The following is a 17,693-nucleotide window of genomic DNA, read 5'->3' on the forward strand; positions in this document are numbered from 1 at the left end:
ATCTGCGAAAGAAAACTTGCCGACTGGCAAGCCAAAGGCGCAGACAGAGGCTTAGTTGCCCTTATGCAGATTGGATAATAATTTCATCTGCTATCGCAATCTGCGAAAGAAAACTTGCCGACTGGCAAGCTTTACAAAGTACGGACAGAGACTTTGTAGCACTTATGTAGATAAGATCAATACTTTCTTATCTACCAAATTAGGGGGGAGGCAGATGTTAACTGAGCGGCAAAAAAGAATTCTCTGGGCAATCGTAGACGAATACATCATATCAGCAGAACCTGTTGGATCACGTACTGTTTCCAAGAAGGAAGGGGTAGGATTCAGCCCTGCTACAGTACGTAATGAAATGGCTGATTTAGAAGAGATGGGTTTTTTGGAGCAACCGCATACATCTGCCGGGCGTATTCCTTCAGAAAAAGGATATCGATTTTACGTTGACCATCTACTTGATTCTTCTATTCCGAAAGAGGATGAAAAGGGAGTTTGGACGTTGGATCAAACGAGTGCATTGAAGTTGGAAATGCAACAAATTTCAGCTCGATTGTCACAACTTACCAACTACATGACAATGATTGTGAGTCCTAAAATGATTGAAGGACATTTAAAACACCTTTCTATTGTTCCGATTTCGGATAATGTAGCAGTTTCAGTTATTGTCAGCGACAAAGGGCAAGTCGAACAGCATCAAATTATTATTCCCGAGACTATATCATCTTCCATGATTGAAGAACTTGTTAATTTGCTTAATTATCGGGTGATTGGTCTTCCATTATCTCAATTGAATAAACTAGCATTAGGACAAATATATGATGATTTGCATCATTTGTTGTATCCAAAACAACACATTCCTACGATGCTGGAACAATTATTTATGTTTGAACATCCGGAACAAATTTTTCTAAGTGGGACAACACGAATGTTGGAACAACCAGAGTTTCGTGATGTTGATAAAGTTCGTGGACTACTTGATCTTGTTGAAGCAAACGAACAAATACTTCAACTTTTAGAGCCATTGGACTATATGATGCCTGGAGTACAAGTGAGGATTGGGAGTGAAATTTCGCTTCACGGTGTTCAAGGATGTAGCATTATCACTACCTCCTTTGAATTAGATGATGAACCAGTTGGAACAATAGGAGTGCTTGGTCCTACAAGAATGGATTATGGTAGAGTGATTTCCCTTATTGAAAGTTTTACGAAGTCGATATCCAACCGGAGCTAAAACTTATGTAGGTAAGAATAATTTGATTTTATCTACCAATAATGGATTTGTCCTCGGTCCCCATGAAGGAAAGGGAGAGAAGGTTCAATGGCAGAAAGTGAGTTTTTTGATGTAGATAGAGTAGATCCCCGTCTATCTGCTCTCCAATCGAATGTGAATGCTGTAAAAACAGTAGCTTCTGCAGTGGAGACTACTCTTGGACCGAAAGGTTTAGACACTATGCTTGTTGGGGAACGAGGAGAAGTTATTGTTACGAATGATGGAGTAACAATACTAGATCGAATGCAGGTTGAACATCCAGCCGCCCATATGATTGTAAACGTAGCTCGTGCACAGCAAGATGAAATGGGTGATGGAACAACTACAGCAACACTATTAGCTGCGGCTCTTGTGAATGAAGGTGTGAAACAAGTAGCGTTAGGTGTTCCAGTTGTAAAAGTTATTGCGGGAATAAATCGTGGAATACGTTTTGCACTCAAAAAAATGAAAGATCGTTCCCGTCAGATTCAACACTTGGATGATGAGTGGTTACAACGAATTGCTTATACTGCAAGTCGCGAGAATGAAGATATTACTGTATCCGTAATTGAAGCTGCTCATTTGATTGGGCATGAAAAATTATTAGATAAAAATTTTCGTTTATCTAGCTCTGTTGTTGCGCATCCTCGTGCGGAAAGTGCAGTCTTTACTGGTGTTTTTGTGAATCGGTCGCGTTTGAATCCCCAAATGCCTAGGGCAAAAGTAGACGCTAGAATATTATTACTAGCCGATTCACTTGTTGCAGATACAGTAGATGATGAAGCACTGCGAACAGAATCTGGATTTAAAAAACATGAACGATTTCGTGAACAATTTTTAAAAGCTCTCGAAAATATGGTCCATTTGAATGTAGGAATTGTTTTAACTACAGGAAACATAGACCCATTAGCAGAAGATATACTTACGGACTCAGGTGTAATGGTTGTCTCCCATCTCACCCAAGATGAAGTATTTCGTGTGTCGGAACATACCCTTTCCAAACCAATCAAACGTAGTAGTCTATTTAAACCATTGGAAGAATTAGAAACCGTACTTGGCTATGCCTCTATTATTGAAGATGATGGGATTTTAGAACGTGTACTCATTAGTGGTGGAAGAGGAAAGCCATATGCTACGATTTTAGTAAGTGCATCTACTGATGAGGTTGTTGAAGAAAGAGAACGTATTTGTAAAGACGCTGCTTCTGCTGTACAGGCCGCTGTAAGAGGGGGGTATGTACCAGGTGGAGGAGCTTTGGAACTTTCTATTGCCCGTGATGTAGAGCGTTTTCGAGAAAGTATTCAAGGGATGGAGCGTTTTGGAGTATCGGTCGTAGCAGGAGCTTTGGAAAGACCTATGACTCAAGTCGTGGCAAATGCTGGTTTTAATCCTCTTGAGAAGATTGAAATGGTGAAAGCATACCAAGTAAAACGTGATTCCGATTCTTTAGGAATTGATTGTGATCGTGGTACTATTTCAGATATGATCGAGATGGGTGTAGTTGATCCTTTGCTGGTCAAATATCATGCTCTAAAAGCGGCAGGAGAAGTTGCTACTGCAGTGTTAAGAATTCATACCGTCGTAAAAATGCGATCAGGTATATAAAAAGGAGGGTATAGTGTGGAAGAGAAGCAAAAGGTGGATGAGATCGAGGAGAATGCTGTACATAATGAAGAAGAATCCTCCCACACTTCACACGATGATATAGAAGCAATTTTCCAAGAGTTAGCATTGGTAAAAGATAAAAATGCTAAACTGGAGCAAGAGCTTGCAGATTCTAAAAACCAATTGGCAAGATCTATAGCGGATTTAGAAAATGCTCGTCGTCGAGCTCGAAAAGAGAAAGAAGATGCGGTAAAATATGCATCAGTACCTTTGATTGAATCTCTACTGCCAGTGTTAGATAATTTTGAAAGAGCTTTGGATGCTGCAGAAGATAGAGGAGAAGCAAAGGGTTTGCTTGATGGAGTGGAGATGGTTTACCGACAGTTGCTTCAAGCTTTGTCAGATTCAGGTCTAAGCCTTGTAGAAGCAGTTGGAATGCCGTTCGATCCTCACGTACATAACGCTGTGTTACAAGTAGATTCGGAAGATCATGATGCTGGAACAGTCGTAGAAGAATTGCAATCGGGATATCGTTACCGTGATCGAGTGATTCGTCCGACGATGGTAAAAGTAAGTACATAGGTTCCAAACTTAATAATTAGTGTAATGAGGCATTGTTTGGTATCCTTTTAAGGACGCTTGAAACCACAAATGTATCGTACTGTTCACGAATTACCAGGCTAAAGTAGGGAGTAAAGTACCGTATACTTCACCGCAGGAACTGCGGGTAGAGCCTGCTAAGAAACTCGGTCGATAGACCAGTGTTCGCAGGAATCTAACACCTTTATTAGGTGATAGTAGTTCACATAGACAAATTTTTTCTCTAATTAAAGATATATTATTCTGTCAACTAAGCTATTATATACATAGCAATATTTTAGGAGGGTGTATGCAGTGGGTAAGATTATCGGAATTGACTTAGGAACAACAAACTCTTGTGTGGCTTTCATGGAAGGTTCAGAAGCAGTAGTAATACCAAATGCTGAAGGAGGACGTACCACTCCTTCCATCGTCGGTTTTTCCAAACAGAACGAAAGATTGGTAGGAGAAGCTGCTAAACGTCAAGCAATTACGAATCCAGAAAATACTGTTATGTCTGTTAAAAGGCATATTGGTACAGGTTATAAAGTTACAGCGGAAGGAAAAGATTACACTCCACAAGAAATTTCTGCAATGATTCTACAAAGACTAAAGCAAGATGCAGAAAGTTATCTTGGTGAGCCAGTAACACAAGCAGTAATCACCGTTCCAGCTTACTTTAATGATAGCCAACGTCAAGCAACAAAAGACGCTGGAAAAATCGCTGGGCTAGAAGTTATGCGTATCATCAACGAGCCAACTGCAGCTGCATTGGCATATGGTTTGGAAAAAACAGAAGAAGAAAAGATTTTGGTCTTTGACCTCGGTGGTGGTACCTTTGACGTTTCTATCTTGGAATTAGAAGATAATTTCTTCCAAGTTATTTCAACAAGTGGAGACAACCATCTCGGTGGAGATGATTTTGACCAAGTGATTATCGATTATTTGGTACAAGAGTTTAAACGCGAAAATGGCATTGATTTGGCCAATGACAAAATGGCTCTTCAGCGTTTAAAAGACGCTGCTGAAAAAGCGAAGAAGGATCTATCTGGTGTATTAAATACAACGATTTCTCTTCCTTTCTTGACTATGGATCAGTTTGGTCCAAAACACTTAGAAGTTACCTTGACTCGTGCGAAATTCGAAGAGTTAAGTGCGAATTTGATTGAGCGTACCATGATTCCAACTCGTCAAGCTTTAAGTGATGCTGGTTTATCTCCTAGTGAAATCAGTAAAGTTGTGTTAGTTGGTGGATCTACTCGTATTCCAGCAGTACAAGAAGCAATTAAACGTCTTACAGGTAAAGAGCCAACCAAAGGTGTGAACCCAGATGAAGTAGTAGCAATGGGAGCAGCAATCCAAGGTGGTGTTATTACTGGTGATGTAAAAGATGTTGTTTTGGTTGACGTGACACCTCTTTCTTTAGGTATTGAGACAATGGGTGGTGTATTTACCAAAATTATCGATCGTAATACTGCCATTCCTACAGACGGAACCCAAATCTTCTCTACTGCTGCTGATAATCAGACTGCAGTTGACATTCATGTCCTTCAAGGGGAACGTCCAATGGCCAATGATAATAAAACACTTGGTCGTTTCCAATTGCACGATATTCCACCAGCACCACGAGGTATACCACAAATCGAAGTAATGTTTAATATCGACGTGAATGGTATTGTAAATGTTACTGCAAAAGATAAAGCAACCAATAAAAGCCAAGCAATCACCATCCAATCTTCCAGTGGATTGAATGAAAGTGATATCGAAAAAATGATTCGCGAAGCAGAAGAAAATGCAGAAGCAGACAAACGCAAAAAAGAGACAGTAGAACTGCGAAACAAGGCTGAACAACTTATATTTACAACAGAAAAAACCGTAAAAGAACTTGAAGATAAAGTGGATGCTAGTGAAGTAGAAGCTACAAAAGCTGCAAAAGAAGAAGTTCAAAAAGCATTAGAAGGTAACGATGAAGAGGCCTTGAAAAAAGCAACAGAAGATTTGGAACAAAAAGTTCAACAGCTCTCCGTAAAATTGTATGAAAAAATGCAACAAGAAGCTGCTGCTCAAGGAGCAGACGAAGAGCAGACAAACACGGATAGCAATGTAGTAGACGCTGAATTCGAAGAAGTAAAAGACGACAAATAATGCACACAATCCTCATGGCCATAGTCGAAAGGATGCTCGGCTCTGGCCTCCTCCGTTTGTTTTTAATCTCTAGGGAGAAGGAGGTGATCTTGTGAGCAAACGTGATTACTACGAAGTTTTGGATGTTGTTCGAACATCTACTGAAGAAGAAATCCGCAAAGCTTATCGAAGGCTTGCTCGCAAATATCATCCTGATGTAAACAAAGAAGCCGATGCCGAAGCCAAATTTAAAGAAGTAAAAGAAGCTTATGAGGTATTAGGCGATCCACAAAAGAAAGCTCAATATGATCAGTTTGGTCATGCGGACCCAACAGGTGGTATGGGTGGAGCTGGTTTTAACGGCCAAGACTTTGGTTTTGGTGACATTTTTGATATGTTCTTTGGCGGAGGTCGACGTGCGAATCCGAATGCACCTCGACAGGGAACAGATTTAGAAGCTCGCATGCATATTGAGTTCAAGGATGCTATTTTTGGTGCACAAAAAGATATCATTATGGTAAAGGCTGCTGATTGTGATGTTTGTCACGGAAACGGAGCTCAGCCAGGAAGCAAACCCGAAGTGTGTGCTACATGTCAAGGTAAAGGGCATGTAGAGTCGATTCAAAATACTCCCTTTGGACGTATCGTCAACCGACATGATTGTCAACAATGTCGTGGAAAAGGAAAAATTATTCGTGACAAATGTTCCAACTGTGGAGGGACAGGGCAAACGAAGAAGAAATTTAAAATTCCTGTAACCATTCCAGCCGGTATCTATGATGGAGAACAAATTCGTATCACAGGAGAAGGGAATCCTGGTGTGAATGGTGGACCACCTGGGGACTTATACGTTACTGTTTTTGTTCGAAAGCATGACTTTTTCTCAAGAGAAGGTTATGATCTTACTTGCCAGATTCCTTTGACTTTTGTGCAAGCTACTCTTGGAGATGAAATTGTTGTTCCTACATTAGATGGCCGCGCAAAGTTGAAGATTCCAGCAGGGACACAGACTGGAACAGAATTCCGACTTAGAGGAAAAGGGGTACCTCGTGCACGTGGATATGAAGGGGACCTTCGTGTTCAAGTGAAGTTGATCACTCCTATTAAGTTAAATGAAGAACAGAAGCAACTTCTTCGTGATTTTAATCGACTTTCTGGGGAATATATACACGAACAGAATGATAACTTTTTTACGAAAATGAAAAAAGCGTTTAAAGGAGAGTAACGGGCGAAAGATGCCCGTTTTCTTTTTTAGAGAAAAATTTTTTATTAACAAACTCGTATATACTTTTATTTTTTTAAATAATTATTGATTTCTAGGAGGGAATTAAAGTGAAGTGGTTAGAAATTTCCATACATACACATGAAGAAGCAGTAGAAGCACTCACAGAACGATTGCAAACCATGGGTGCAGGAGGAGTTTCAATAGAAGATTCTGTTACAGTAGATCAAACCATTCCAGGGAATTACGGCGAGATTATTGCCTTAAATCCAGCAGATTATCCAGAAGATGGTGTTGTGTTAAAATCGTACTTCTCTGAAGTAGGTCATACAGACCAATTAGTGCAGGAAGTAGAGAAATGTTTGTTGGAGTTAAAAGGGTATGGATTAAATATTGGAATAAATAACATACAAACATCTTGGGTAGATGATGAAGATTGGGCGAACGCATGGAAAACGTACTACAAACCAACTCGGGTATCAGACCGTTTAGTCATTGTACCGGTCTGGGAGGAATATGTTCTCCAGGCAGGAGAACTTCCCATTTACTTAGACCCTGGGATGGCTTTTGGGACAGGCACTCACCCGACTACTAGGTTAACATTGCAACTGATGGAGAAGTATCTAAATGAAAATCAAAAAGTAATCGATGTTGGATGTGGTAGTGGAATCCTTAGTATTGCAGCCGAGAAGCTAGGGGCAAGTGAAGTGTTAGCCCTTGATTTAGATCCAGTCGCTGTGAAAAATGCCCAAGAAAATTGTGAGCAAAATGATACCAAACGTGTGATGGTAAAAGAAGGTAACTTGCTGCAAGGTATAGGGACAACCTCTCAAGTAATTGTAGCAAATATCTTAGCTGAAATTTTACAACAAATGATGTATGATCTACCCAGAGTACTTGTACCTGGTGGCATATTTATTGGATCAGGTATCATTGCAAGCAAACAAGAAGATGTAGTAAAAGGTCTTCAAGAAGTTGGTTTATCTGTGATAGAAATAATTACCGAAGAAGATTGGGTAGCTGTTGCTGCCAAAAAAACTTGACGAATGGTAAGCCATTTTGAGGCACAGACATAGTCCTAGTAGCCCTTGGGTAGATTAGATAAAATTTATACTTTCTTTTCTACCGAAAAAACGGTAAAATGGTGAGGGTTTTTTTATGCAAAGATATTTTATAACTCCTGAGCAAGCAATTGGAGATATGATTCATATAACAGGTGATGATGTTCATCACATCCGTACAGTCATGCGGAGCAAGCAAGGAGACAAGTTTATTTGTTGTATGCTGGGATCTGATTTTCTCGTTGAGATTGAAGAGATGGAGCCAAACGCTATTTTCTGTCGTATCCTTGAGAAATCTCCCTCTTTGGGAGAACCAAAAGTACAAGTAACAGTGGCACAAGGAATGCCCAAAGGTGAAAAATGGGATTGGATTCTTCAAAAAGGTACCGAATTAGGAGCTGCCTCCTTTTTTCCTTTCTCCTCTACTCGTACCATTGTAAAAATAGATGATTCGAAAGCGAAAAAGAAAAGAGAAAGATGGTCGAAAATAGTTAAAGAAGCATCCGAACAATCTCATCGAGGAAGAGTTCCAGTCGTTTCTTTACCAATGAACTGGAAGTCGCTTTTAGCCGAGGTGCCTCACTATGATCTTGCCCTCATTGCTTATGAAAAAGGTGGACTAGCATTGTCCGCGATAGAGCAATTGCCGGATGCTAAAACTATTCTTATGATCATTGGTCCAGAAGGCGGATTTTCAGAAGAAGAAATACAAGAAGCCATCGACAAGGGTGTAAAGCCAATTACGCTGGGAAATCGAATTTTACGTACGGAAACAGCGGCAATAAGTTTACTTACTTGTCTCATGTTTGTTCATAACGAATTAGGAGGTGACCGAAAAAATGAGTAAAATAGCATTTCATACATTAGGATGCAAAGTAAATGCATATGAAACAGAGGCCATGTGGCAATTGTTTCAACAAGCAGGTTATGAGCGAGTCGAGTTTGATACGAAGGCAGATGTGTATTTAATCAACACCTGTACGGTTACAAATACAGGGGATAAAAAAAGCCGTCAAGTGATCCGCAGAGCGATTCGTAAAAATCCAGATGCAGTGATTGCAGTTACAGGATGTTATGCACAGACTTCCCCAAGTGAAGTAGCAGCGATTCCAGGTGTCGATATTGTAGTGGGTACGCAAGGTAGAGACAAACTCATTGATTATGTAGAACAATACCGTAGAGAACGTGAGCCTATTAATGCTGTAGGAAATATTATGAAGCAACGAGAATACGAGGAACTGGATGTTCCTGCATTTGCCGATCGTACCCGTGCATCCCTTAAAATCCAAGAAGGATGCAACAACTTTTGTACTTTCTGTATCATTCCTTGGGCAAAAGGTTTATCCCGTAGCCGCAAGCCTGAAAATGTATTGGCACAAGCGAGACAGTTGGTCGCAGCTGGCTATAAAGAAATCGTTCTTACAGGTATTCATACTGGTGGATATGGTGATGACCTAGAAAACTATCAATTGGCTGATCTCTTGATGGATCTGGATAAAATACCTGATTTGCATCGGATTCGGATTAGTTCCATTGAGGCAAGTCAAGTAGATGACCGCTTGATTGAAGTACTCAATTCCTCTGATAAAATGTGTCGCCATCTTCATATTCCTCTGCAAGCTGGGGATAATGAAGTGCTAAAAAGAATGCGACGTAAATATACAGTAGAAGAATATCATGAAACGATCTTAAAACTACATGAAGCGCTACCAGGTGTGGCGATCACAACAGATATGATTGTTGGCTTCCCAGGGGAAACAGAAGAACAATTTTTAAATGGGTATCGTTTTGTAGAAGAACTGGGTATGTATCAAATGCATGTTTTTCCTTACTCCAAACGTACAGGCACACCTGCTGCACGGATGACAGATCAAGTGGCAGATGATGTGAAAAACGAACGTGTCAGCAGATTGATCGCCTTATCCAATAAATTGACAACTACTTATGCAAATAAGTATGTTGGAGAAGTATTAGAAGTAATCCCAGAAAGAGTATACAAAGAAGAACCTGATAGTGGATTATATGTTGGTTATACCGACAACTATTTACCTGTTGTATTCCCAGCCACGGAAGACATGATCGGCAAAGTATGTAGAGTTAAATTGGATGAAGTAGGTGCGGACGTAAATAAGGGTTCATTTGTACGAGTATTGGATGATAAGCAATTATGCTCCTAGTAATAGGAGCATTTTTACATAAGTGAACCCCATTGGAAGTTAATTCAGCGGGGATCGTGTCTAGGTTACATTCATTTTTTCAGTGTGGGGGCCTGCTGACTCTCGTCAGCAGGCCCCCTGTTCCCGGAAGTAGTTTCACCAACGCTTGGGGTCGTTCAGCTCCTCACGGCTGGCGGTGACGATCTACCAGATCGGGATCCGTCCGGCGAAGGACGTGGCGCGGATGTACACGAACTTCCTGTCGAAGTGGTTGTCCACCTCGATGAGGGCGGTGGTCGAGAAGTGCTTGCCCGTTTGGAGGTTCTGGATGTAGGTCACACCATTCATCCTGATCACCTCGACGGTGGTGTTGAGCTTCTTGCCGGCAGCGATCGTTGTGGTGTAAACGACGGAGTAGACGATCGTACCGTCGTCCTCCTGCGTCTCAGTAATGTCCGAAACCTGCGGGAACGGGGTGATGGCGGTCATGGTGTCCTCCTCAGAACTCGACAGGACTGCTTTCACAGATCTATTTATTATATTAACATTTTTTTTACTAATCAATATAGGTAAACAATGTTGTTTATGTATTTTGTTTGTTGAACAAAGCCATGGTAAGTGTAGATTACTTTAGCTGATAGCTACTGGGACATCTTCAAATGCAGGTGAATGATGTGCTGGATGATCCTCTTTTGCTTAGTTGGTTGTCCGGAGAGATGTATGGTTGGGCGGGTTTGTTTAGGACTTCACTTGACTGTGGTCAAAGGTACTTTTATTATAATAATTCCATTTTTAAAATGGACAGGTCTGCTTACTACAAATAATTGGAGGAAAGAGAGATGAAAGAAATATCTGCGGGTGGTGTTGTATATCGTTTACATGATGGAGAAATCGAGATTTTACTCATTCACGATCGGTTTGGCAAGATAACCTTACCCAAGGGGCATCAAGAAGCTGGAGAAACGATCGAACAGACAGCAATACGTGAAATAGAAGAGGAAACAGGGGTTATAGGTGAGATTGTCACCAAAATAGATACCATAACCTATGAATTTATCCATCCTGAAAAAGGACAAACGGAAAAATCGGTTACCTACTATGTTGTGAAAACCGAAGCGGGTAATATCTCACCGCAATTAGAGGAGATCGACGAAGTTGGTTGGTACACGGTGGATCAAGCAATCACGATTCATGCTGAAAAAGGCTATGACAACAATCAATCCATTTTAACGGAAGCTATCAAGTACATAAAAAATGAGATTTCATGACGGAAACTGAATTCAAATCAAAAACAACAAAAGTAGGCATAGTGCCTACTTTTTGTTACTCATAAATTCGCTCTGGAACCATCCACTCCACTAATTTTGCAAATCCAGCACAAACGGGTAGTACAAGTAGTGAGCAGACAATGTTATATATGGTTTGTGTGTGTGCTACTTGCGTAGCCGGATCACTAGAGAATGTAGAAACAACTTGCAATAGCAGGGGGATGAGGGGGAGAAACAGAAGAGCTCCTCCTGCATTTAAGACGAGATGAGCGATGGCTACTCGTTTAGCAGAAGGTTTGGTTTGTAGTGCTGCGATCAAACCTGTTGCACATGTTCCCACATTGCTCCCGATGACTACTGCGATTGCAAAAGGTAAAGAAATCACCCCTGATGCATAAAAACCCATTGCGATTGCGACCATCGCGCTACTGCTGTGAATGAGGGCAGTAATCACCATTCCCGTCAGGAAACCCATCAAAATCGGATAATCTGTGCCAGACATCAACCAATCAATATAACCAGCTTTCTCAAGAGGTGCAGCGACGCTTTGCATTCCTTTTACTCCGGCAAAAATCATTCCTAAACCAAGCCAAATGGGACCAGTTCGTTGCTTGATTATCATTAAAATCAACCCTATTACCATCAATGGCCAAGCGAAATCATCTAATTTTAAAGCAAGTAACTGCGTAGTAACAGTAGTGCCAATATTGGTGCCTAAAATAATGCCTAATGATTGGGTAAAGGTTAAGAGACCTGTATCGACTAAGCCGATGGTAAACACGGTGACAGCTGTACTACTCTGCAATAGAGCAGTTAAGATCGTCCCACAGAGCATTCCTCGCCAAGGAGTTTTTGTAAAGCGAAGCAAAATGGATTGGAGATGTTTCTCTGCTAAGTTCTCTAGGCCATTTCGCATCACTTTCATTCCGACCAAAAAAATGATAAGACCCGCACAAAAGGGAAGTAAAATAGCGATCATATATCTTCCTCCTCCTCACATTTTATGGCGAAGAGGACGGGCTCATGCTTGGAAATGCAAAAAAAGCCTCCATAGGGGCTTTTCATTTTATGTAAAAGGATTAATTTTTCAATGGGGTGAGTCCGGCTGTAAGACAGCCGCTCTGACCTTTAGTCCACCCAAGGAGTCAGGTAGGGATCATTGGTCTGCGGGTTCCAGTGGTAGTACACCGGTACGATCGTTTCATCATGCCGGACAATCTCGTACTTCTTCTCTGTGAGGTACCGCAGGCGCATGCCTACATTGCACAGATTTCCTTCTGCGTCGTACCGTGGAACACTCAGAAGGTCAAAGTTCTTCTTTACGTTTTCTGCGCAACGATTGACCTCTTCTTCTGGCGTGAAACGCTTTCCAGCGAGCCTGCGCCTCTTATTTCGATCCTTACAGACTTCGATCGGTGTTTCGATATGGAAATGGAGTACCGGACGGGGATTTTCCCCATACAGAACCTTATTGACCAAAGTCCGACGTCCATGTTCTCCGTCTAGTGTCGCACCTCCACTCTGGAACAGAAGCACCTGTCCGGGAACCGGATTGTACAGACGGGAGAGGAACAAGGCTGTTGCCTTCTCCCGATTATAATGGAAGTGATCCATCGGGTTGCTTGTAGTGTCCCAACCTTCAGGAAACTGTCCATCTGGATCGACTTCGACGCAACGAAGGCCGAAATCGTACCATAGGCTGTTTGCGATGAGCATCCCAGCCTGATCCTTACCAGAGGCAATGTTTCCGCTGGTAAAGATCACCCATTCCTCTGTGATGAAGGGAGGAAGGAAAGGGACTGTACTCATTGTTCCAATTCTCATTTATCTCTCTTTCTCTCAATGGAACTATTATGATTGTATAAAAATATGAATAAAAAAGCGACTCCCAAAAAGGAATCACTTAGAAAAAAGGAGTTATTTCTTTTTTGGCTGTCTGTTTAAAAAAGGGGGGGCATCCAGTTCATCAAAATCTGGATGGAATGGTTCCTGCCAACCGGGAAATTCTGTAGAAATTTGTTGCTGAGCACGATTTTTTTGTTCCAGTGCTGGTTCAGGTTCACCAAAATGAAACCAAGGTTCTTCATGAAATTCATCAATAAAATGATTATTAGGCTGTTTCCATTGTTTTTGTACTTCTTCCGATACCATTTGTTTTACCAATTTACGCAAAGCTGCTTCACTCACGGTATATTTTTTTGCCAAAATGAACTCTCCCCTTTGTTAAAATCGTGGTATAGTGTATGCTGATAAGATGTAATGGTGAATAGTGGAGGGACCTATGGACTGTATTTTTTGTAGTATTATTTCAGGTGATATTCCATCTAAAAAAGTGTATGAAGATGAAAATCTTTACGCATTTTATGATATTGAACCAGCAGCACCAACTCATGTCTTAATCGTTCCAAAGAAGCATATCGCTTCTATTATGGATCTGACTGAAGAAGATGCACCTTTAGTTGGTGGAATTTTACTAGGAATTCAAAAAATAGCCAAAGAACTTGGTCTGGAAGAGAATGGATTTCGCGTAGTCAATAATATGGGACAACATGGTGGACAAACTGTTTTTCACATTCATTTTCATCTCATTGGCGGTCGCCAACTTTTTGGAATGGTGTAAAACTAGAATTTTGACATTGCCTTATTTTATGATCTATAATGAAGAGTGACCTTTTCTGTTCAAATTATAAAGGTTATTGCAGGTGTCGTGGAAGCTGACCTCCTTTTTTGGATCAGGCCGCTATCTGCTTACCCTAGTGGCTCTTTGTTTGCCCTTGGAGGGAGGGAGAAGCATGGTTGAAACACGTGTGAGAAAAAATGAATCACTCGATACTGCTTTACGTCGTTTCAAACGTTCCATTTCAAAAGATGGGGTTTTATCGGAGGCTAGAAAGCGCGAGCGTTATGACAAACCCAGTGTGAAACGGAAAAAGAAAGCCGAAGCAGCAGCACGCAATAAAAAGCGTAAATAAAGAGGTGTCCTGCCTGTGAGTTTAACCCAGCAGTTGGATCAAGATATGAAAGCTGCGATGAAACAAAAAGACAAAGAAACATTGTCTACGATTCGCATGGTTCGAGCTTCCATCAAGAAAGTGGAAATCGATAATCGTGGCGAATTAAATGAAGATCAAGCTTTAGAAGTTCTTATACGGGAAATTAAACAGCGTAAGGACTCTCTAAATGAATATGAAAAAGCAGGTCGTGAAGATCTAGCTGAAAAGGAAAGACGCGAGATAGCAATTTTATCTGCGTATCTTCCAAAACAATTAACAGAAGAAGAACTTCGTGAAGTGGTTGTAAAAGCAATTGCGGATACGGGTGCAACTTCAAAAAAAGAAATGGGCAAAGTGATGGGTGCTGTTATACCGCTTATAAAAGGGCGTGCAGATAGCAAGCAAGTTAATCAGTTGGTCCAACAATTACTTGGATGACAGCGTGTTTTGCGCTGTCTTTTTTTCACATCAAGAAAGGGGATAAGACATGGCCCTTGGAACAATAGTAGCAGAGTCAAATAATTGGGAAATTCTCACTAATCCAATTATTATTGCTATTTTGCTCACGGTTGGTTTAGCTGGTATTTTTGTAGAATTATTAGCTCCTGGACATATTATTCCTGGTGCTATTGGTGTAGGAGCATTCATTCTTTACTTCTATGGGCAAATAACTTCTGGTATTGCCGAGATGAGTGCACCCATTATTTTTCTTATTGGATTGGTTTTGCTCATTGTTGAAGTGGTAGTTCCTGGAGGGATTTTTGGAACATTAGGAGCAATTGCTTTATTTTATTCCGTTGTTGCAGCCGCGAAAAGTGTAGCAGTAGGAGTTAGTGCACTGGCTATTGGTATCATTGCTGCCATTCTATTTATATGGATTCTCTACAAATTTTTTGGGTTCCGCACAACATGGAACAAACTTATTTTAACGGACAAACAAAACAATGAGGAAGGCTATACTTCTTCTAAAAACAAAAAGCATCTCATTGGTCGAAAAGGTGTAGCACTATCTGCTCTTCGTCCTGCCGGATGGGCGCAAATCGATGGTCAAAAAGAAGATGTAGTAAGTGAAGGAGAGCTTATTCCAAAAGATGCTAACATTATTGTGACAAATGTGGAAGGAACTAGAGTAGTTGTTAAAAAAGTGGATGAAGAGATAGAATAATTAGGTTATTATAGAATGATATATCCATATCATATCATGTTAGGAGAATTTTAGTGGACGATACAACCTTGCTAGGCCCTATTGTCATTATTGTTTTATCAATTATTGTTTTATCGATTTTATTTTCTTTTGTACCCATTATGCTTTGGATTAGCGCGATGGCTTCAGGTGTTTATGTTGGACTGACTACCCTGATCGGAATGCGTCTTCGTCGTATTGTACCAGCACGTATCGTGAATCCTTTGATCAAAGCACATAAAGCTGGTTTGGGTGTGAACATACAACAATTGGAAACACACTTTTTAGCAGGCGGAAATGTAGACAGAGTAGTAGATGCTCTTATTGGAGCACACCGTGCTGATATTGATTTGGTTTTTGAACGTGCAGCTGCGATTGACTTGGCAGGACGTGACGTATTACAAGCAGTTCAGATGAGTGTTAATCCTCGTGTGATCGAAACTCCAATCGTATCTGCAGTTGCAAAAGACGGTATTGAATTAAAAGTTATTGCAAGAGTGACGGTACGTGCAAACATTGAACGCCTTGTGGGTGGTGCTGGAGAGGAAACCATTATTGCTCGTGTTGGGGAAGGTATTGTAACAACAATCGGTTCATCTTCCAGTCACAAGGCAGTGTTAGAAAATCCAGATAGTATTTCAAATACCGTTCTTTCTAAAGGTCTCGATGCTGGAACCGCTTTCGAAATTCTATCCATTGATATCGCGGATATTGATATCGGGAAAAATATTGGTGCAGAACTACAAACGGATCAAGCAGAAGCGGATAAACGGATCGCTCAAGCAAAAGCGGAAGAACGTCGTGCCATGGCTGTTGCACAAGAACAAGAAATGAGAGCTCGTGTAGAAGAGATGCGCGCGAAAGTAGTAGAATCGGAAGCTGAAGTACCACTTGCTTTAGCAGAGGCCTTGCGAACAGGAAAGATGGGAGTTCTTGATTACTATCAGCTACAGAACATAGATGCGGATACAAAAATGCGTCGTACCATAGGGGATACAGACGAAGATGAAAAAGAGTAATCCCTTATCAAATTCCCAAGTAAGATCCCTAAAAGGGAAGGAACTGGAGGGATGATATGGATGCCATCTTAGAATTGATCAAAACACTCATCCCGTTTGGCATCGCTTTTCTGTTCTTATGGGGTATTGGTCGTATTTGTTGTACAAACAATACAAAACCAAAACCGCAAGCAGGGAAGGATTCAAAACAAAAGAAATCCAATAACAAAAACAAGAAGCCTAAATCTAGTGGTGACAGTCACGCTGATAAGGTAGAGAAAGAATTATCTTCTGGTTCGTTTAAAGACATGATGAATAAGCAACGGTCAAATAAACGAAAAGACTCATCAAATACTGGTTCAGAAGAACAAATTTCAGAATTAGATTCGGTTTTAAAGTTATCAGTTGGAAAACAACGAAAGCTAAAACCAATACAAAAGGCTTACTTACTCAAAGAAATTTTGGATCCTCCCAAAGGGATAAAACCATATCGGAGCAGGTATCCAAGATAGAAGTACAAGAGAGCAATCCACGAGGATTGTTCTTTTTTTTGTTCCGCATTGACCAATGTGGTCAATATGGATATAATAAAAATTGACCACATTGGTCAATGTGATTTTGTTTTGGAGATGATTGATTATGTTATCGAAATTTGATGTACTCGAATCGGAAAAACAAGAACGAATCTTAAATGCAGCAATGAAAGAATTTGCGGAAAAAGGGTTCCAACATGCATCTACCAATCAGATTGTAGCAAATGCTGGTATCTCCAAAGGGTTGTTGTTTCATTATTTTTCCAATAAGAAAGCACTGTATCTCTATCTGTATGAATATAGTACAGACAAAATTTTAGAGGATTTTTTTGGACAGATTGATTTTGGTCAAAATGATATTTTGCTCCGACTACGAGAAATGCTTGTGATTAAGTTCCGACTGATGAACAAATATCCCGTTATTTTTGATTTCTTGATGATAGCAAATAGGGATGAAGCTGCAGATGAACAAGACCTAAAAACACGAAATCAAGCAATCATGGTTGACAGCTATGAGAAATTGTTTGCTTCCATTGATGAGTCTCTTTTCCGTAAAGATATCGATCCTGGAATGGGCAAGCAAATTATAATTTGGACGATCGAAGGGATTTCTAATCAAGTACGAGCACAAGATAAACATAAAAAAAGAGAAGAAATACAAGAAGAAGCAACATTGGCCGAACTGGATGCTTATCTAGACATACTCAGAAAAACACTTTACATCTAGA

At 40.6% G+C, this 17,693-nt stretch carries 20 protein-coding genes; 16 read left to right on the forward strand and 4 right to left on the reverse strand.

Features of this window, described 5'->3' with window-relative positions:
* The first annotated feature begins 214 nt into the window (after positions 1–214).
* From hrcA to mtaB, 8 genes are all read left to right on the forward strand, one after another.
* On the forward strand, positions 215–1,225 hold the full coding sequence (gene hrcA / locus A3GQ_RS0100010; RefSeq protein ID WP_028775317.1) for a heat-inducible transcriptional repressor HrcA: 1,011 nt from the start codon (positions 215–217) through the stop codon (positions 1,223–1,225).
* A gap of 87 nt (positions 1,226–1,312) precedes the next feature.
* A complete protein-coding gene (locus A3GQ_RS0100015; RefSeq protein WP_028775318.1) occupies positions 1,313–2,848 on the forward strand; it encodes a TCP-1/cpn60 chaperonin family protein in 1,536 nt (511 codons plus the stop codon).
* A gap of 15 nt (positions 2,849–2,863) precedes the next feature.
* Complete coding sequence (gene grpE, locus A3GQ_RS0100020; RefSeq protein WP_028775319.1) at positions 2,864–3,430, forward strand: nucleotide exchange factor GrpE; 567 nt, start codon at positions 2,864–2,866, stop codon at positions 3,428–3,430.
* 312 nt (positions 3,431–3,742) lie between these two features.
* Positions 3,743–5,572: a molecular chaperone DnaK gene (gene dnaK / locus A3GQ_RS0100025; RefSeq protein WP_028775320.1), complete on the forward strand. Its 1,830-nt coding sequence runs from the start codon at positions 3,743–3,745 to the stop codon at positions 5,570–5,572.
* A 91-nt stretch (positions 5,573–5,663) separates the two neighbouring features.
* The gene (dnaJ, locus tag A3GQ_RS0100030) at positions 5,664–6,776 is read left to right on the forward strand and encodes a molecular chaperone DnaJ (RefSeq protein ID WP_028775321.1); all 1,113 of its coding nucleotides are present in this window, start codon (positions 5,664–5,666) and stop codon (positions 6,774–6,776) included.
* 107 nt (positions 6,777–6,883) lie between these two features.
* Positions 6,884–7,816 carry a 50S ribosomal protein L11 methyltransferase gene (prmA, locus tag A3GQ_RS0100035; protein ID WP_028775322.1) on the forward strand — a complete coding sequence of 311 codons (933 nt, stop codon included), beginning with the start codon at positions 6,884–6,886 and terminating at the stop codon, positions 7,814–7,816.
* A 115-nt stretch (positions 7,817–7,931) separates the two neighbouring features.
* Positions 7,932–8,681 (forward strand): 16S rRNA (uracil(1498)-N(3))-methyltransferase, encoded by a 750-nt coding sequence (locus A3GQ_RS0100040; RefSeq protein WP_028775323.1) that lies wholly within the window; start codon positions 7,932–7,934, stop codon positions 8,679–8,681.
* Complete coding sequence (gene mtaB / locus A3GQ_RS0100045; protein ID WP_028775324.1) at positions 8,674–10,011, forward strand: tRNA (N(6)-L-threonylcarbamoyladenosine(37)-C(2))-methylthiotransferase MtaB; 1,338 nt, start codon at positions 8,674–8,676, stop codon at positions 10,009–10,011. Before A3GQ_RS0100040 ends, mtaB begins: the two co-directional genes overlap by 8 nt.
* 183 nt (positions 10,012–10,194) lie before the next feature.
* On the opposite strand, the gene A3GQ_RS0100050 is transcribed toward mtaB, so the two are convergent.
* Positions 10,195–10,479: a hypothetical protein gene (locus A3GQ_RS0100050; protein WP_028775325.1), complete on the reverse strand. Its 285-nt coding sequence runs from the start codon at positions 10,477–10,479 to the stop codon at positions 10,195–10,197.
* A 350-nt stretch (positions 10,480–10,829) separates the two neighbouring features.
* Between A3GQ_RS0100050 and A3GQ_RS0100060 the strand changes: the two genes are divergently transcribed.
* A complete protein-coding gene (locus A3GQ_RS0100060; protein ID WP_028775326.1) occupies positions 10,830–11,258 on the forward strand; it encodes an NUDIX hydrolase in 429 nt (142 codons plus the stop codon).
* A 55-nt stretch (positions 11,259–11,313) separates the two neighbouring features.
* Here A3GQ_RS0100060 and A3GQ_RS0100065 read toward each other — a convergent pair whose 3' ends face one another.
* From A3GQ_RS0100065 to A3GQ_RS0100075, 3 genes are all read right to left on the reverse strand, one after another.
* Positions 11,314–12,237: a Na/Pi cotransporter family protein gene (locus A3GQ_RS0100065; protein WP_028775327.1), complete on the reverse strand. Its 924-nt coding sequence runs from the start codon at positions 12,235–12,237 to the stop codon at positions 11,314–11,316.
* Positions 12,238–12,386: 149 nt separating this feature from the next.
* On the reverse strand, positions 12,387–13,082 hold the full coding sequence (locus A3GQ_RS0100070; protein WP_028775328.1) for a hypothetical protein: 696 nt from the start codon (positions 13,080–13,082) through the stop codon (positions 12,387–12,389).
* A 93-nt stretch (positions 13,083–13,175) separates the two neighbouring features.
* On the reverse strand, positions 13,176–13,463 hold the full coding sequence (locus A3GQ_RS0100075; RefSeq protein ID WP_028775329.1) for a hypothetical protein: 288 nt from the start codon (positions 13,461–13,463) through the stop codon (positions 13,176–13,178).
* Positions 13,464–13,539: 76 nt separating this feature from the next.
* On the opposite strand from A3GQ_RS0100075, the gene A3GQ_RS0100080 reads away from it, so the two are divergent.
* The 7 genes from A3GQ_RS0100080 (at position 13,540) to A3GQ_RS0100110 (ending at position 17,692) form a co-directional block, all read left to right on the forward strand.
* Positions 13,540–13,878, forward strand: coding sequence for a histidine triad nucleotide-binding protein (locus tag A3GQ_RS0100080; protein WP_028775330.1), 339 nt, complete (start codon positions 13,540–13,542; stop codon positions 13,876–13,878).
* Positions 13,879–14,050: 172 nt separating this feature from the next.
* A complete protein-coding gene (gene rpsU, locus A3GQ_RS0100085; RefSeq protein WP_028775331.1) occupies positions 14,051–14,230 on the forward strand; it encodes a 30S ribosomal protein S21 in 180 nt (59 codons plus the stop codon).
* A gap of 15 nt (positions 14,231–14,245) precedes the next feature.
* Positions 14,246–14,689 (forward strand): GatB/YqeY domain-containing protein, encoded by a 444-nt coding sequence (locus tag A3GQ_RS0100090; protein WP_028775332.1) that lies wholly within the window; start codon positions 14,246–14,248, stop codon positions 14,687–14,689.
* A 49-nt stretch (positions 14,690–14,738) separates the two neighbouring features.
* Complete coding sequence (locus A3GQ_RS22835) at positions 14,739–15,416, forward strand: NfeD family protein (RefSeq protein WP_051271036.1); 678 nt, start codon at positions 14,739–14,741, stop codon at positions 15,414–15,416.
* A 53-nt stretch (positions 15,417–15,469) separates the two neighbouring features.
* Positions 15,470–16,453 carry a flotillin-like protein FloA gene (gene floA / locus A3GQ_RS0100100; RefSeq protein ID WP_028775333.1) on the forward strand — a complete coding sequence of 328 codons (984 nt, stop codon included), beginning with the start codon at positions 15,470–15,472 and terminating at the stop codon, positions 16,451–16,453.
* Between the two features lie 56 nt (positions 16,454–16,509).
* Positions 16,510–16,944 (forward strand): hypothetical protein, encoded by a 435-nt coding sequence (locus A3GQ_RS0100105; RefSeq protein WP_028775334.1) that lies wholly within the window; start codon positions 16,510–16,512, stop codon positions 16,942–16,944.
* A 127-nt stretch (positions 16,945–17,071) separates the two neighbouring features.
* Positions 17,072–17,692 carry a TetR/AcrR family transcriptional regulator gene (locus tag A3GQ_RS0100110; protein WP_028775335.1) on the forward strand — a complete coding sequence of 207 codons (621 nt, stop codon included), beginning with the start codon at positions 17,072–17,074 and terminating at the stop codon, positions 17,690–17,692.
* Position 17,693 lies beyond the last annotated feature (1 nt).

The organism is Shimazuella kribbensis DSM 45090 (genome assembly GCF_000428065.1).
In the GTDB taxonomy this organism is placed as follows: domain Bacteria; phylum Bacillota; class Bacilli; order Thermoactinomycetales; family Thermoactinomycetaceae; genus Shimazuella; species Shimazuella kribbensis.